This is a genomic window from Rhizobium deserti, assembly GCF_004358025.1.
Lineage (GTDB): Bacteria > Pseudomonadota > Alphaproteobacteria > Rhizobiales > Rhizobiaceae > Neorhizobium > Neorhizobium deserti.
On sequence record NZ_SMTL01000004.1, the window covers coordinates 93200 to 109308 of the forward strand.

The 16109-nt window shown below is 59.5% G+C and carries 12 protein-coding genes; 6 read left to right on the forward strand and 6 right to left on the reverse strand.

What is annotated here, in order from left to right:
• Positions 1–9: 9 nt before the first annotated feature.
• Positions 10–2091 carry a penicillin-binding protein 1C gene (gene pbpC / locus E2F50_RS16155; RefSeq protein ID WP_133317216.1) on the forward strand — a complete coding sequence of 694 codons (2082 nt, stop codon included), beginning with the start codon at positions 10–12 and terminating at the stop codon, positions 2089–2091.
• Here the strand turns inward: pbpC and E2F50_RS16160 are convergent, their stop codons facing one another.
• The 5 genes from E2F50_RS16160 to E2F50_RS16180 all read right to left on the reverse strand — a co-directional run bounded on the left by E2F50_RS16160 (position 2092) and on the right by E2F50_RS16180 (position 7515).
• Complete coding sequence (locus E2F50_RS16160) at positions 2092–2958, reverse strand: dipeptide ABC transporter ATP-binding protein (RefSeq protein ID WP_425375393.1); 867 nt, start codon at positions 2956–2958, stop codon at positions 2092–2094.
• Complete coding sequence (locus E2F50_RS16165) at positions 2955–3812, reverse strand: ABC transporter ATP-binding protein (protein ID WP_133317217.1); 858 nt, start codon at positions 3810–3812, stop codon at positions 2955–2957. The genes E2F50_RS16160 and E2F50_RS16165 overlap by 4 nt, the downstream gene beginning before the upstream one ends.
• Positions 3813–3814: 2 nt before the next feature.
• Positions 3815–4738, reverse strand: coding sequence for an ABC transporter permease subunit (locus E2F50_RS16170; protein ID WP_133317218.1), 924 nt, complete (start codon positions 4736–4738; stop codon positions 3815–3817).
• A gap of 15 nt (positions 4739–4753) precedes the next feature.
• On the reverse strand, positions 4754–5758 hold the full coding sequence (locus E2F50_RS16175; protein WP_133317219.1) for an ABC transporter permease subunit: 1005 nt from the start codon (positions 5756–5758) through the stop codon (positions 4754–4756).
• Positions 5759–5919: 161 nt separating this feature from the next.
• Complete coding sequence (locus E2F50_RS16180) at positions 5920–7515, reverse strand: ABC transporter substrate-binding protein (protein WP_133317220.1); 1596 nt, start codon at positions 7513–7515, stop codon at positions 5920–5922.
• 515 nt (positions 7516–8030) lie between these two features.
• Here E2F50_RS16180 and E2F50_RS16185 point away from each other — a divergent pair.
• The 5 genes from E2F50_RS16185 (at position 8031) to E2F50_RS16205 (ending at position 14410) form a co-directional block, all read left to right on the forward strand.
• The gene (locus E2F50_RS16185; protein WP_133317221.1) at positions 8031–9464 is read left to right on the forward strand and encodes a M20 family metallopeptidase; all 1434 of its coding nucleotides are present in this window, start codon (positions 8031–8033) and stop codon (positions 9462–9464) included.
• A gap of 79 nt (positions 9465–9543) precedes the next feature.
• Positions 9544–10899: an aspartate aminotransferase family protein gene (locus E2F50_RS16190; protein WP_133317222.1), complete on the forward strand. Its 1356-nt coding sequence runs from the start codon at positions 9544–9546 to the stop codon at positions 10897–10899.
• Between the two features lie 83 nt (positions 10900–10982).
• Positions 10983–12443 (forward strand): phospholipase D-like domain-containing protein, encoded by a 1461-nt coding sequence (locus E2F50_RS16195; RefSeq protein ID WP_133317223.1) that lies wholly within the window; start codon positions 10983–10985, stop codon positions 12441–12443.
• Positions 12444–12510: 67 nt separating this feature from the next.
• On the forward strand, positions 12511–13344 hold the full coding sequence (locus tag E2F50_RS16200) for an endonuclease/exonuclease/phosphatase family protein (RefSeq protein WP_133317447.1): 834 nt from the start codon (positions 12511–12513) through the stop codon (positions 13342–13344).
• 91 nt (positions 13345–13435) lie between these two features.
• Positions 13436–14410, forward strand: a complete 975-nt coding sequence (locus E2F50_RS16205; RefSeq protein WP_133317224.1) for a threonine ammonia-lyase — start codon at positions 13436–13438, stop codon at positions 14408–14410.
• A gap of 387 nt (positions 14411–14797) precedes the next feature.
• On the opposite strand, the gene E2F50_RS16210 is transcribed toward E2F50_RS16205, so the two are convergent.
• Entirely contained in the window at positions 14798–15955 is a 1158-nt protein-coding gene (locus E2F50_RS16210) for a M20 aminoacylase family protein (RefSeq protein WP_245515439.1), read from the reverse strand.
• Between the last annotated feature and the right edge of the window lie 154 nt (positions 15956–16109).

Sequence of the window (16109 nt, forward strand, 5' to 3'; positions counted from 1 at the left end):
CTTGGTCCAATGAAGCTGCGGTGGAAATTTGCGATTGTCGTGGGGACCGGTCTCGTTCTTGCATTGGGAACGGTTCTGGGAATCGATGCAGCCGATAAGGCCTTTCCGCCGCCACTGGAAAGAGCCGGTATCGTCTCGCCCGAAGTGCTGGATGCGAATGGCGAGCTCTTGCGCGCCTTTGCCACGCCGAAAGGGCGCTGGCGATTGAAGACGGTTCCGGAGAATATCGATCCCCGCTTCCTCCAGATGCTGGTGGCCTATGAGGATCAGCGCTTCTACGAGCATTTAGGGGTCGATCCCTGGGCACTTGGCCGGGCGGCGCTGCAATTGATAACCAATGGGCGGATCGTTTCGGGTGCGTCGACGCTGTCCATGCAGGTGGCGCGGCTAATCGAACCAAGGGAAACGCGGTCGCTGGCAGCCAAACTGCTGCAGTCGGTGCGGGCCTTCCAGATCGAGCGGAGGCTGGACAAGCAGCAGATCCTTCAGATTTACCTCACCCATGCGCCTTATGGAGGAAACCTCGAAGGGGTACGTGCGGCAAGCCTTGCCTATTTCGGCAAGGAGCCTCGCCGTCTGACGGTCTCGGAGGCAGCGCTTCTCGTTGCCTTACCGCAGTCACCGGAAGGTCGCAGGCCGGACCGACATTTCGAGGCAGCCAGAGCGGCCCGGGAACGGGTATTGATGCGACCGGCCGTTGCTGCATTGACGGGCGAGGGCGAGGCCAATCGGGCTGCCGGCGACGCCATACCCAAGATCCGGCTGCAATTGCCCGCCTATGCGGCGCATGTCGCCGAAGCGGCGATCCGCAAACAGCCAAAGGCGGGGGAATATCGGACAACACTGAAACGCAGCATTCAGCAAGGTCTTGAATCCGTCGCCCGGGAGACGGCGGCGAAGCTGAGCCCCAAAGTCTCGCTCGCCATGGTCATGGCGGATGTGACGACAGGCGCAATTGTCGGCGAGGTCGGCTCCGCCGATTATTTCGACGCCAGCCGATCCGGATGGGTCGACATGACCCGGGTCAACCGTTCGCCAGGATCGACGCTCAAGCCCTTCATTTACGGGCTTGCCTTCGAGCAGGGGTTGGTTTCCCAGGAGACCATCATAGAGGACCGCCCGGCCGATTTCTTCGGCTACAGGCCCAAGAACTTCGACATGACCTACCAGGGCGACGTCACCGTTCGCCAGGCGCTGCAGCTATCGCTCAACGTGCCTGCCGTGCGACTGCTGGATGCAGTCGGGCCTTCGCGGCTGATGGTCCGCTTCCGTCGGATCGATGTGCGGCCGGTTCTGCCTCCCGATGAAGCGCCAGGGCTGGCGATTGGCCTCGGCGGCGTCGGCATCACGCTCAAGGATTTATGCCAGGCCTATGCGGCGCTTGCCAATCGCGGGCAGCCCGTGAAGCTCGGCGATGGCATCAACGAGCAGCCGGGCCCGATCGACGGCGAAGTCCTGCTTGAACAACAGGCCGTCTGGAATGTTGCAGATATATTGTCCGACGTTCTGCCGCCGCAGGGAAGCCGCAGGCTCGGCATCGCCTACAAGACCGGCACGAGCTACGGCTATCGGGACGCCTGGTCGATCGGGTTCGATGGCCGTTACGTGCTCGGCGTCTGGATCGGCCGCCCGGACAACGGTGCCGTTCCCGGGATCGCCGGTTATGTGACCGCTGCTCCCGTTCTTTTCGAGGCCTTTTCCAAATCCGGAGTTCAGATTACGCCGCTTCCGAGTGCTCCTCCTGGCGCGACACATATCAGCCAATCCGAATTGCCCATCAGCCAGCGGCGTTTTTCGCTGACGACGACGGGTCTCGTTTCCGCCTCAATGCGCGAGCCGGCACCTCAGATCGTTTACCCGCCGGAGGGCGCAAGGGTCGATCTCGGCGCGCAATCCGGGGAGCTCTCGCCGTTGGTGCTGAAGCTGCAGGGTGGTCGGGCACCGTTCCAGTGGCTCGCCAACGGCAAGCCGTTGAGCGAACTTTCCCGTCGGCGCACCAGCGCATGGAAGCCGGAAGGAGCCGGATTTTCAACCTTGACCGTCATCGACGCTGCCGGACGGGCCGCCAGCGTCAAGATTTTCGTCGAATGATCAAGCCGCGTTTGCCGCCTTCTTCTTTGCGATACGGGCCCGGATAGAATCCACGTCTGCCCGCGGAGTCGCCGCAAACAGCGTCCTGGTATATTCGTGCTTCGGGTCCGAAAAGACCTCCTCCCGAGTGCCGTATTCAACCGCCTCGCCGAAATACATGACCATCACCTCGTCAGCGATATAGCGGACGACGGAAAGGTCATGGCTGATGAAGACATAGGTGAGGCCGAACTCGTCCTGCAGGTCGGCCAGCAGGTTCAGGACCTGTGCCTGGACCGAAAGGTCGAGCGCCGAGACCGGCTCGTCCAGCACCAGCAGCTTCGGGTTCAGCATCAAGGCGCGGGCAATTGCAATGCGCTGCCGCTGCCCGCCTGAGAACATGTGCGGGTAGCGGTTGTAATGCTCAGGGCCGAGGCCGACCTTGGTCAGCATTTGATTGGCGCGGTGGCGCCGCTCCTCCGCCGACATGTCGGTGTTGATCGCCAAGGGTTCGCCCAGCACGTCACCGATCTTCTGGCGCGGATTGAGAGAGCCGTAAGGGTTCTGGAAGACGATCTGGACCTTCTGGCGCATTTCCTTGGTCAGGTGGCCAGCCCTCGTATCGACCTTCTTGCCGTCGATCAGCAGATCGCCGCCCGTCGGCTCGTCGATGAAGGTGATCATGCGTGCCAGCGTCGACTTGCCGCAACCGCTCTCGCCGACGATTGCCAGCGTCTTGCCGCGCTCCAGCTTGAACGACACGCCCTTGACGGCATGGATCGTCTTCTTCGGCTTGAACAGGCCGCCCGACAATTCGTAGTCGCGCTTGATGTCGCGCACTTCAAGCATGGTGTTCTCGGTCATGGTGTCGCTCGTGGTCTGGATCATGCACGAGCCTCCGATGCGGGTTCCGGATTGCCGTCGAAGAAGTCCGACACGGTGGTCAGGCGGTCGCCCGTAGCGTTTTCGGGCAGGGCAGCCAAAAGGGCTCTCGTGTAGTTGCTTTTCGGATTTTCAAAGAGGGAGAGCACGTCGGCTTCCTCCATCTTGCGTCCCTTGTATTGGACGACGACCCGGTCAGCGGTTTCGGCGACCACGCCCATGTCATGGGTGATCATGATGAGGCCCATGCCGGTGCGGGTCTGCAGGTCCATGATCAGGTCGAGGATCTGCTTCTGAATGGTGACGTCGAGCGCGGTCGTCGGCTCGTCGGCGATCAACAGCTTCGGGTCACAGGCAATCGCGATGGCGATCATCACGCGCTGGCACTGGCCACCCGACATCTGGTGCGGAAAGCTGTTCAGTCGCTCTTCGGGGTTCGGCAGGCCGACCAGCCGGAACAGTTCGATCGCCCGAGCGCGGCGGGCTTGTCTGTCGAGGCCGAGATGGATGCGCAGCACTTCCTCGATCTGGAAGCCGACCGTGAAGCACGGGTTCAGGCTTGCCACTGGCTCTTGGAAGATCATCGCGATGTCCTTACCGATCAGCTTGCGGCGATCGGCCGGGCTCAGCGCCTGAAAGTCTTTTCCTTCAAACAGCATACGGTCGGCGGTGATTTTCGCCGTCCACGGCAGAAGCCCCATGACGGCGAGCATCGAAACGGACTTGCCGGAGCCGCTCTCGCCGACAATGGCAAGGACTTCGCCCTTTTCGACCGTGATCGAGACGCCGTCGACGGCCCGGAACCAGCCGGTGGCGGTTTCAAATTCGACGGTCAGATTGTCAATTTGCAGCAGCGCCATGATCAGGACCTCTTCAGTTTTGGATCGAGCGCATCGCGCAGGCCGTCGCCCATCAGGTTGATGGCGAGAACGGTGATAAGGATGGCGAGGCCAGGGAAAGTGACGACCCACCAGGCGCGTAGGATGAATTCGCGCGCTTCGGCAAGCATGGTGCCCCATTCCGGCGCCGGCGGCTGAGCCCCCATGCCGAGAAAGCCGAGGGCGGCAGCGTCGAGGATGGCGTTCGAGAAGGACAGTGTTGCTTGGACGATCAGTGGCGCGGTGCAGTTCGGCAGGATGGTGCGGAACATCAGGCGGATCGGTCCAGCGCCGGCAAGCCGCGCAGCCGTCACATAATCGCGGCTCTTCTCAGCCATGACGGCTGCACGGGTCAGGCGCACGAAATGCGGCTGCAGCGTCAGCGCGATGGCGATCATGCCGTTTGTCAGGCTGGGGCCGAGGATCGCGACAAGCACGAGCGCCAGAAGAAGCGATGGGAAGGCGAGAATGATGTCCATCACACGCATGATGACGGTGTCGACCCAGCCGCGGTAGTAACCGGCAATCAGGCCCACCAGGATGCCACCGACGAGCGACAGCGTCGTCACGAAGATACCGATGAACAGGGAATACTGTGCGCCGTAGATCAGGCGCGAGAGAATATCGCGCCCAACCGGATCCGTGCCAAGTAGATAGCCAGCCCGGCCGCCATCAGTCCATATCGGCGGAACCAGCACTGCGTCGCGATGCTGTTCGAACGGCGAATGCGGCGCGATCAGCCCTGCGAAGACGGCGACGAAGACGAGAGCGAGGAAGACAAACAGGCCGATCACGGCGCCGCGGTTTTCCGAGAAGTAGAACCAGAACTCCTTCAGCATCTGGCGCCGCATGGCGGAACTGGAGATGACTTCCGGGGAGTTGTCGATATCGGTGATGGTATCGGCCATGGGAGCTTCTTCCTTCTAGTGCCGGATACGAGGGTTGATCAGTCCGTAGAGCAGATCGACAATGAGATTGACCACCATGATGATCGCCGCGATCAGCAAAAGGCCGCCCTGGATGACCGGGTAGTCGCGCCGGAAAACGCTGTCGACCATCCATTTGCCGATGCCAGGCCAGGAAAAGATCGTTTCGGTCAGGATGGCACCGGCCAGCATGACGCCGATCTGCAGGCCAATCGTGGTGATGACCGGGATCATGGCATTGCGCAGCGCGTGGATGCCGACGACGCGGAACGGAGACAGGCCCTTGGCGCGCGCGGTGCGGACGTAATCTTCGGACAGGACTTCCAGCATGGCTGAGCGGGTCTGTCGGGCGATCACCGCCAGTGGGATGGTCGCAAGCACGATCGATGGCAAGGCGAGGTGGCTGAGTGCCGAGGAGAAGGCACCTTTCTGGCCCGAAATCAGCGAGTCGATCAACATGAAGCCGGTAACCGGCGGAAAGAAGAACATTAGCGATATCCGGCCTGAAACCGGGAACCACTGCAGGGTGCCGGAAAACAGGATGATCAGCAGCAGGCCCCACCAAAAAATCGGCATGGAATAGCCGACCAGTGCAATACCCATGAGGCCCTGGTCGAAGATCGAGCCGCGCTTGATGGCGGCGATCACGCCGGCAGGCACGCCAAGTGCGATAGCGATAATGATGGCACACAGCGACAATTCGACTGTCGCAGGGAAAAGCGCCCAGAACTGCTTGAGGATCGGCGTCTTCGAAACGATCGAGGAGCCGAAATCGCCGGTTACAACGCCACCGAGGTAATCCAGATACTGAATGACTATCGGCCTATCCATACCGAGCTGCGCGCTGATCTGCGCATGGCGCTCCGGCGTCATAACGCGTTCGCCGGAAAGGAGCGCAACGGGATCGCCCGGCAGCAGTCTGATAAACGAAAAGGCGATGATCGAGACCCCGATGAACGTCGGGATCAGCACGGCGATGCGCCGCAGTAGGAAGCCAAACATTGGAAACCTTCAATGGGTTTTCGGGTCGTGACCGATTCATGGCCTTGTCAAGCCATCTACGCGATGAATAAGGCTCCATCGCCTTATTTTTGTGCGTCTCATAAGAAAATGCCGCGGGAAACGCAACGCTTCCCGCGGCAAAATCGTCGTAAGCTTAAGATTTACTCAGCGATATCGACAGCTTCGAAGGTGAAATCGCCGAGCGGGCTCTGGGTAAAGCCAGTCACGCCCTTCGTCATCGGAACAACAGCGAGGGAATGGTCGATGGTTGCCCAGGGAGCGTCCTTCTTGAAGATGACCTGCGCCTGCTCATAAAGCTTTGTACGTTCGGCTTGGTCAGGCGTGACCTTCGCCTTCTTTACCAGATCGTCGAACTCCTTGTTGCACCACTGAGCGCGGTTGTTGCCGCCCACGGCATCGCAGCCGAGCAGCGTGTCGAGGAAGTTATCCGGGTCGCCGTTGTCGCCAGTCCAGCCCATGATGGCTGCGCCGTCACGGTTCTTGTCCTTGGAACGCTGCAGATATTCCGCCCATTCGTAGGATACGATCTCGACCTTGACGCCGATCTTGGCAAAGTCGTCCTGCATGATTTCGGCCGCGCGGCGCGCGTTGAGCATGTAGGGGCGAGAAACCGGCATGGCCCAGACCTTCATGGAAAGGTCCTTGACGCCGGCGTCAGCCAGCATCTTCTTGGCGGCATCCAGGTCGTATGTGTCGTCCTTGGTGTCCTTGTTATAGGACCACATGGTCGGCGGGATCGGGTTTACTGCCGGCGTTGCCATGCCTTGGAAGACGGCATCGACGATCGCCTTCTTGTTGATTGCCTTGTTGAGAGCCTTTCGCACTTCCGGCTTGTCGAAAGGAGCGACCGTGGTGTTGTAGGCCAGGTAGGCGATGTTGAGGCCTTCCTGCTCCAGAACCTTGAGGTTCTTGTCCGACTTCATGGACTCGACGTCAGCAGCGTTCGGATAAGGCATCAGGTGGCATTCGCCAGCCTTCAGCTTCTGGTAGCGGACGGCCGCATCAGTGGTGATCGCAAAAACTAGATCGTCGATTTTGGGAGCAGTACCCCAATAATCGGCGTTCTTCTTGTAACGGATGACGGCGTCCTGCTGATAACCGACAAAGGTGAACGGACCGGTGCCGACCGGCATCTGGTTCAACTGTTCCTTCTTGCCGTCCTTTTCCAGGCTGTCGGCATATTCCTTCGACATGATCGACGCGAATGGCATGGCGAGGTTGGCGAGGAACGGCGCTTCCGGACGGTTCAGGGTGACCTTGACTGTCAGGTCATCGACCTTTTCGATCGACTTGATGAGCTTCGGAAAGCCCATGCCGTCGGCATATTCCCAGGTGCCGCCGGAAATATACTTGTTCCAGGCGTTCTTCTCGTCGATCTGGCGGCCGATGGAGAAAACCACGTCGTCGGCATTGAGGCTGCGGGTCGGCGTAAAGAAGTCAGTGGTCTGGAACTTGACGTTCGGACGGAGCTTGAACGTATAGACGGTACCGTCTGCGGAAAGCTCCCAGCTCTGGGCGAGCGCTGCTTCCGGCTGGGTGGTGCCGGGCTTGAATTCCAGGAGGCGGTTGTAGATCGGGTGAGCCGATGCATCGAAGGTTGTGCCGGCAGTGTAAAGGCCCGGATCGAAGCCTTCAGGTGAACCCTCGGAGCAAAACACGAAGGTCTTGGCGCTTGCAGCGCCTGCAAAGAATGTTGCCGACAGCAGAGCTGCGGCAAGGGTAAGCTTATATTTCATTGGTTGTCTCCCGATAACCTTGGCTGGCCAAGGCCTAGCCGTTGAATTTCGAATGTCAATGACGCGCGCCTTGCGACTTAGCCTTCTGCTGTCCTTCACCTCCTGGCTGCAAATTCTGTTGTTCGCTGACCGTTGTCGTTTTCTCCTGGCGGGCCCGGCGTATTTCAAGCGGTGCGCAGCCCTTCTTGATCATCCGGACGAACTAGCAAGTCCATACGCCAATTCACGCCCACCGCTCATCTTGGAAAATGTTCCCAGATATCGCCAGATCTCCGCAAGAATTTATTATTATTGATGCGTTTCATGGTCTTTTGCTGGCGGTCGTGGCGCGGGAGCATAGCGATTATGATGTCGTTGTCGAGATATTAAGATTCACACTGCCTTCACAGTTAAATCTCTCTTGCCCATTTTCCCGGCAGCGATGAATTCTGCCGCAATACCACATTGCCATCGACCGTGAATGGAGTAGGTTTTGCGCTTTCCGAAAGCGTGGACCTTACCGAGGCATACAATTCATGACGACAGGCAATTCCAATCTTCCCCTGATCTGGGACTTCATCGACCGCAAGAAGGACAGCTTTACCGAACTTGCGGATCGCGTCTGGGGAACTCCCGAAACCTGCTACATGGAAACGCTGTCGGCTGCCGCCCATCGTGAGATGCTGGAGGCGCAGGGCTTCAAGATCACAGATAATGTGGCCGATATTCCGACGGCCCTGATCGGCGAAGCCGGGGAAGGCGGCCCGGTTATTGCCTTCCTTGGTGAATTCGATGCCTTGGCGGGCCTCAGCCAGAAGGCCGGACTGACGGAGCATGATCCAATCACAGCCGGCGCCAACGGCCACGGATGTGGCCACAACCTTCTCGGTTCCGCATCACTTCTGGCGGCAACGGCTATCAAGGACTGGCTGCAGCAGAGCGGCACCCCAGGCCGGGTTCGCTATTACGGTTGCCCGGCGGAAGAGGGCGGTGCCGCCAAGGCTTTCATGGTGCGTGAAGGCGCCTTCGATGACGTCGACATTGCCATCAGCTGGCACCCGAGCAATTTTGCCGGCGTGCAGCGGGAAACGTCGCTGGCGAACTGCCGGGTGGATTTCACCTTTACCGGACGCGCCGCTCACGCAGCAGCAGTGCCGGAACTTGGCCGCAGCGCGCTTGATGCCGTCGAGCTTATGAGCGTCGGCGTCAACTATATGCGCGAGCACATGCCGCAGGATTGCCGCATCCATTATGCCGTACTGGATACGGGCGGGATTTCCCCCAATGTCGTGCAGGCCCATGCGAAGGTCCGTTATGTTGTTCGCTCGCCGGAGCTTCAGGGGCTGCTGGCCCTGGTGGAGCGGGTCAAAAAGGTCGCCGAAGGTGCGGCACTGATGACCGAGACGAAGGTGGAAAGCACCATCCTGGCCGGCGTGTCCAACCTCATCGTCAATACGCCGCTGATGGACGTCATGCAGGATGTCTGGGAAAGCATAGGGCCACCGCCATTCGATGAAGCAGACCAAGCGTTCGCCGAGCAGATCCGCGCGACGCTGACGCCTGAAGATATCGCTGCGAGCTGGAACCAGGAGCGCCTGGAGGTAGGCGATGCGCCGCTCGCCGACTTCATCCTGCCGCCGCACAATGAGGTCCGCCAGATGGGCGGCTCCACCGATGTGGGCGATGTGAGCTGGGTGGTGCCGACCGTCCAGGCCTATGGGGCGACACTTGCAGTCGGAACGCAGCTTCACACCTGGCAGGTCGTCGCCCAGGGAAAGAGCCCGCTTGCCCACAAGGGGATGATTTCGGTCGCGAAGGCCATGGCTGCCACAGGTCTTGCGGTCATGGAAAGCGAACAGCTGCGTGAGGCTGCCTGGAGCGACCTGAAGAGGCGGCGCAAGGGACAAGACTATATCAGCCCCATTCCTTCGGGCGCCAAGCCGCCGGTCGCTGCGATGACGCTGAAATAGGTGTGACGAACTTTCGCAAAAGCCTCGATTCCAGGTCGGCTTCTCACTGAGCCGACCGTTCCACCATCAGGAGATAGACGTGACCATTCAGCCGAATTCCATCGAAGCCAGGGACAAAGCCTATCAGCTGCATTCCTATACCAATGCCGAGGCGCTGCAGCGCGATGGGTCGCTGGTGATTGATCGAGGCGAGGGAATTTACGTCTACGACAATAACGGCAATAAATACATTGAGGCTATGGCCGGGCTTTGGAGCGTCGGCGTCGGTTTTGGCGAAAGCCGGCTGGTGGATGCGGCCGCCAAGCAGATGGCCAAGCTTCCTTATTACCATACCTTTACGGCACGCAGCCACGGACCGTCGATCGAGCTGGCCGAGAAGCTGATCCAGATGGCGCCGGTTCCCATGTCGAAGGCTTACTTCACCAATTCCGGCTCCGAAGCAAACGATACCGCCATGAAAATGGTGTGGTACCGTTCCAATGCTCTGGGCAAGCCGGAGAAGAAGAAAATCATCTCGCGTATCAAGGGTTATCACGGTGTAACCATTGCCAGCGCGAGCCTGACCGGACTGCCGAACAACCATCGATCCTTCGATCTGCCTCTGCCGGGGATCTTCCATACAACCTGCCCGCATTACCGGGCTTTCAAGCAAGAAGGCGAGACGGAACAGCAATTCGTCACGCGCTGCGCAAAGGACCTCGAAGACCTGATCCTGAGGGAAGGCCCTGAAACGGTCGCCGCCTTCATCGGCGAGCCAGTCATGGGTGCGGGCGGCGTCATCGTGCCGCCGGCGGGGTATTGGGACGCGATACAGGCGGTGCTGAAGAAGTACGACGTCCTGTTCATTGCCGACGAGGTGATCTGCGGTTTCGGTCGCACCGGCGAAATGTTCGGGACAACGACCTTCTCGCTGCAGCCGGATATCATGACGCTCTCGAAGCAGATCTCATCTTCGTATCAGCCGATTTCAGCCCTGCTCATCAACGACACTGTTTATGAGCCGCTGGCAGCAGAATCTGCCAAGATCGGCACTTTCGGTCATGGCGTCACGGCAGCGGGTCATCCGGTCGCAGCCGCGGTGGCGCTTGAAAACATCGCCATCATCAAAGAGCGGGATCTCGTCGGTAATGTGCGGGCGCTGGCGCCGAAGTTCCAGAGCCGCCTGAAGGCGCTGGAAAGCCATCCGCTGGCCATCGAAGCCCGCGGCATAGGCCTCATCGGAGCCCTGGAACTGAAGCCGCGTGAGGGCTTTGCTGCCGGGCAGCTGGGGCCGAAACTCCTGGCAATCATGATGGAAAAGGGCCTGATCTCGCGTGCCATCGGCGATTCCCTCGCCCTTTGCCCGCCGATGATCATTAGCGAGGCGCAGATAGACACGATTTTCGACACCTTCGAAGCGTCGCTCGAAGTCTTCGAAAAGCAATTGTCGGCCTGACCAAAGATCTCTCCGGCGCCTCCCTTGACGTAAATAGAGAGGCACCGATTGTACGCGCAATGCAGGCGCCTATATTGCGCCTGATGCTCGATATTGCTGATACCTACTGGCCGCATTTCCTGTTCCTGATCTCGGCGGTGGCAGGGACGACTGCGGCCGTCCATGCGGCCATGACCAAGGAAGAGGTCCGCTCGGCAATCGGTTGGGTCGGCATTATCGTGCTTTCACCGATCATCGGAGCCGCGCTTTATCTTATCGCAGGCATCAACCGCATCCGCCGCACGGTCATCAGCGACCGACGGGCTCTTCTTCAAGGCCAGATACGGGCGGAATTTGCTGCCTACGACGCAGACAGCGAGCAGGTGGCAAGGGATTTCGGCCAGCGTTTTCGCGCAATGAAGACGCTCGGCGACCGGGTTACCCGGCATCGCCTGACTACAGCCAATACAATCCTCGCCCTGGATACCGGCGATGAAGCTTATGCCGTGATGCTGAAAGCAATCGGCGACGCTGAGCGTAGCGTTATGCTGGAAACCTACATCTTCGACAGGGACCGCATCGGGCGCCGTTTTGTTGCGGCGCTGATTAATGCCGTCCAGCGGGGCGTCCAGGTCAGGGTGCTGATCGATGCCGTCGGCGCAAGGTATTCGGTGCCAAGCGTTCTCGGCATGCTGCGTGACGGCGGCGTGACAGTTGAGGTCTTCAACGGCAATGTCATTACCGGGCTGCGGCTTCCTTACGCCAATCTCAGGACGCACCGGAAGATACTGGTGGTCGACGGGCGGGTTGCTTTCACTGGCGGTATTAACATCCGCGAGGCCTTCTCGAGCGAGTTCAGCGGCAAGGAATGTTCTTCTGACACTCATTTTAAGGTGACGGGGCCGGTTGTCGCCGATCTGTTTGCCATTTCAGCCGCGGACTGGCGCTTTGCCAGCGGCGAAGCGCTGGAGGGGGACGCGTGGCTGCTTGACATCCCGGAGACGGAACCGGGGCAGCCTGTCATCTTGCGCTCGGTGTCATCAGGCCCCGACCGTAGCGTCGAAGCCAACCACAAGATGCTGATGGGGGCCTTTTCCGTCGCCCGCTCCTCCATCAAAATCGTCTCGCCCTACTTTTTGCCGGATCGTGAATTGATCACGGCGCTGGTAACGGCGGTAAGGCGCGGCGTGGAGGTCGATATCGTTGTGCCTTCCGCCAATAATCTGCTGCTCGTGGATCGCGCCATGACCGCCCAGTTCGACCAGATGCTGAAGGATGGCTGCCGAATCTGGCGGGCATCGGGCGCCTTCAACCATTCCAAGATCATGACGATCGACGGGCGGTGGTCCTATGTGGGTTCGTCGAACATCGACCCACGTTCCCTTCGCCTGAATTTCGAGGTCGATCTGGAAGTTCTCGATTTTCCTTTTGCCGTAGCGCTGGAACGGAAGATCGATCTGGCAATTTCGTCTGCAACCGAAGTGACGCTTGAGGGGTTAAGGGCCAGACCCTTCCTGGTCAGGCTTGTTGAGCGGGTATTGTGGCTAGGTTCGCCTTACCTGTGATTGAGCGGGAGCTGGAAGGATAAGCAATTGCAAAGTCGCCGTGCAGGTCATGATCAGCAATAAGAACATGCGGGAAAAACGACCAAATATCCCGACAAACATCCTTGCATCGATCCGCGCCCGGAAGAACCGGGACGCGGTGGCGCATTCTCCGCATGATCGCGAACAAGGCCTGCTCATAGCGTCGTATAACGTCCATAAGTGCGTCGGCGTCGACGGCAAGTTCGACCCCGGCAGGATCAGCCACGTCATCCGGGAAATCGGTGCCGATGTGATCGCCCTGCAGGAAGCCGATACCCGTTTCGGCGAGCGCCGCGGCCTGCTTGATCTTGCCTGGATGGAGCGGGAAACAGGGCTTTGCCCCGTGCCTGTGTCGGGCGTTACCAAGGCGCATGGCTGGCATGGCAATGTCGTCTTCTTCCGGGAAGGAATGGTTCGGGACGTGCATCAAGTCAAACTGCCGGGTCTTGAACCGCGCGGCGCCTTGATTACCGAGATCGAGCTGAAGGATCGCAGCACGGTTCGCATCATCGCCGCACATCTCGGGCTGCTCAAGCGGTCGCGCCATCAGCAGGCGCGGATGATCCTGGACATATTGGGGTCGCGGGAGGAGTGCCCGACAGTGCTCATGGGTGATCTCAACGAGTGGCGGCTCGGCGATCGTTCCGCTCTGAACACGCTTGCCACTGTCTTCGGTCTTCCCCCCGCTGTGCCGAGCTTCCCCTCCCGACTGCCTGTTCTGGCACTCGACCGGATCATGGCGAACCGGCCGGGCCTCATCGACACGGTTCGCACCCACGACACGCCGCTTGCGCGACTAGCTTCCGACCATCTGCCGATCAAGACAGTGATGAAGTTCGCGGTTTCACCGAGTTTGCAGGCGGACCCAGTGACGGGCTGACTGTTGTGCTTATCAGTCTTTGACCTCGGCCGCCCGCGCCGATAGTCTTGCCGCCTCACCGAACCAAACCCGCCTGATGGATCGCCAAAGCATGACCGACATTGCCATGATCGAAGCCGCTCGTGCCCGCCTGCATGGGCATGTACGGCACACACCGCTCCTCTCCTCTCCCTTCCTTGATGACATTGCCGGGCGGCGCGTTTTTGTGAAGCCGGAATGCCTCCAGCATACCGGTTCGTTCAAGTTCCGCGGGGCATGGTCGGCAATTTCGGCGCTTGATCCCGGGTTGCGCGGGAAAGGCGTCATCGCCTTTTCCTCCGGCAATCATGCGCAAGGGGTCGCTTTGGCCGCCAAACTCCATGGCATATCAAGCGTCATCATCATGCCGTCCGACGCGCCGCGCATCAAGATCGACAACACGCGTGCCTATGGAGCGGAAGTCGTGCTTTACGACCGCGCGAAGGAAGACCGCGATGCGATCGGCGCCCGGCTCTCGCAAGATCGAGGCCTGACATTGATCAAGCCTTTCGACGAGCCTCTGGTCATCGCCGGCCAGGGAACCGCTGGGCTTGAGATTGCGGAACAGGCCAAGGAAGCCGGCATAGACCAAGCAGATGTTCTTGTGCCAACCGGCGGAGGTGGATTTGTATCCGGTATTGCCATCGCTCTGGAAAGCAAGGCGCCGAGCTTTCTCGTCCATCCTTGCGAGCCCGAGGGTTTCGATGACGTGACGCGGTCGCTCGCTTCCGGAAAAATCGAACGCAACGACAGCCAGGCAGGATCGTTGTGCGATGCGATCGTGACGCCACAGCCTGGCAATATCACTTTTCCAATCATGTCGCGGCTCTGCGGCAAGGGTGTGGTAGTCAGCGAGGACGAGGCGCTTCATGCTGTTTCCCTCGCCTTCACCCGGCTGAAAGTGGTTGTCGAACCAGGCGGTGCCGTTGCGCTGGCTGCCGCGCTCTTCCACGGGCAGGAACTGGGTGACACCGTGATCGCCGTTTGCTCCGGTGGTAATGTCGACGCCGACGTGTTCCGGCTCGCCCTCGACCGGTACCCTCTTTGATGGCTCGACTATGGTGCGGGTATAACAAACCGTTAACGCCAAGTTTCAGGTGTTAACAAAAAAGGATTTTCTAAGGAACGACCCTGCTGTTGAAACATTATCTCTATCAGCTCTATCGAGATAAGGTACCATGTACCGGTTATCGAAAAGCGTACCGGGAGGTTTCAATGCAGCAGCTCCAGCACCAGACACGAGCATTTTCAGGCCGCAATCCTTCCTTCGCCCAAAAGTGGCAGTGGGTGGGGCACGCAGGGTTGATCGCGGCAGCTTTCGCTTTCGTAGGCGCCGTCACACTCGGCCTTTTTCCCTGAGGCAGGCTAGCCTCTCAACATATGGAAGCCGTCCCGCATCGATAGGTGCGGGCCGGCTTTGTTTTTAGAGCTACCGTTACGCGAGATAGGCTTCGGCCAGTTCGACCCAGAAGCTCGTACCGATCGGCAGGGCATCGTCATTGAAGTCGAAGCGTGGATGATGCAGCGGTGGATCGTTTTCCGTCCGCTTGGTGCCTAGAAGGAAATAGCTTCCGGGGCATTCTGCCAGCATATAAGCAAAGTCCTCGCTGCCCATGGAGGGACGCGGCAGGTCTACGACTTTGTCTTCTCCAACGACCCGCCTTGCCAGATCCCGCACGAAATCGGTCTCTGCCTTGTGATTGATCGTCGGCTCATAGCCGCGGCTGTAATTGATCGTCACACTCATGCCGTAGCTTGCAGCTTGCCCCTCTGCAATCAATCGAACGCGCTTTTCAAGTTCATCGCGCACCTGCGGATCGAAGGAGCGGATCGTCAGGAGCATCTCGGCTCGTTCCGGGATCACATTGCTCGCCATTCCGGCATGAAAGGCGCCGACCGTGATCACCATGGAGTCCAGCGGGTGAATATTGCGAGAGGCGATGGTCTGCAGCGCCATGATGATGCTTGCGCCACAGACAATCGGATCGGCGGTCGTCTGAGGCTCTGCCCCGTGGCCGCCCCGTCCGTTGACGGTGATGCGGCATTCGTCCACAGCCGCCATCATCGGCCCTTCCTTCACGCCGATCTGCCCGAAAGGCAGGGTCGGATCGTTGTGCAAGCCGAAGACGGCATCGCAGGGAAAGCGCTGGAAAAGGCCGTCTTCGATCATCAGCCTGGCACCGCCGAAATTCTCCTCGGCGGGTTGGAAGATCAGGTGGATGGTGCCGTTGAAATTCTTTCTTTCGGCAAGGATCTTGGCTGCCCCAAGCAACATGGCCGTGTGTCCGTCGTGTCCGCAGGCATGCATGATGCCCTTGGTCAGACTGGCATACTCGGCACCGGTTTCCTCTTCGATCGGAAGCGCATCGATATCGGCCCGGATGCCCACGGACCGGCCGCTCGTCCCGTTTTTAAGTGTTGCGACGAGGCCTGTCTGGCCAAGGCCGCGCGTCACTTCGTAACCCAGGTCCACCAGTTGTTTTGCGACGAAGTCGGAGGTGCCGAATTCCGACAATCCAAGCTCCGGATGTTGATGGAGATAACGGCGGGTGGCTACAACGTCAGACATGTAGTTCGAAATTTGGATGGTCATCGCTTCATTACCTGATCTGTCCGGTGCCGCTTTGATTGTGGTTCCCATGCGTCATCCTTACCAGCTGAGAAGCACCTGGGTAAGTTGTTGGCAGCGAATTCGAGCCGATCTTGATGGTCTTTCAGTTCTAGAATTTCTGCGCAGCCCAGGCCAT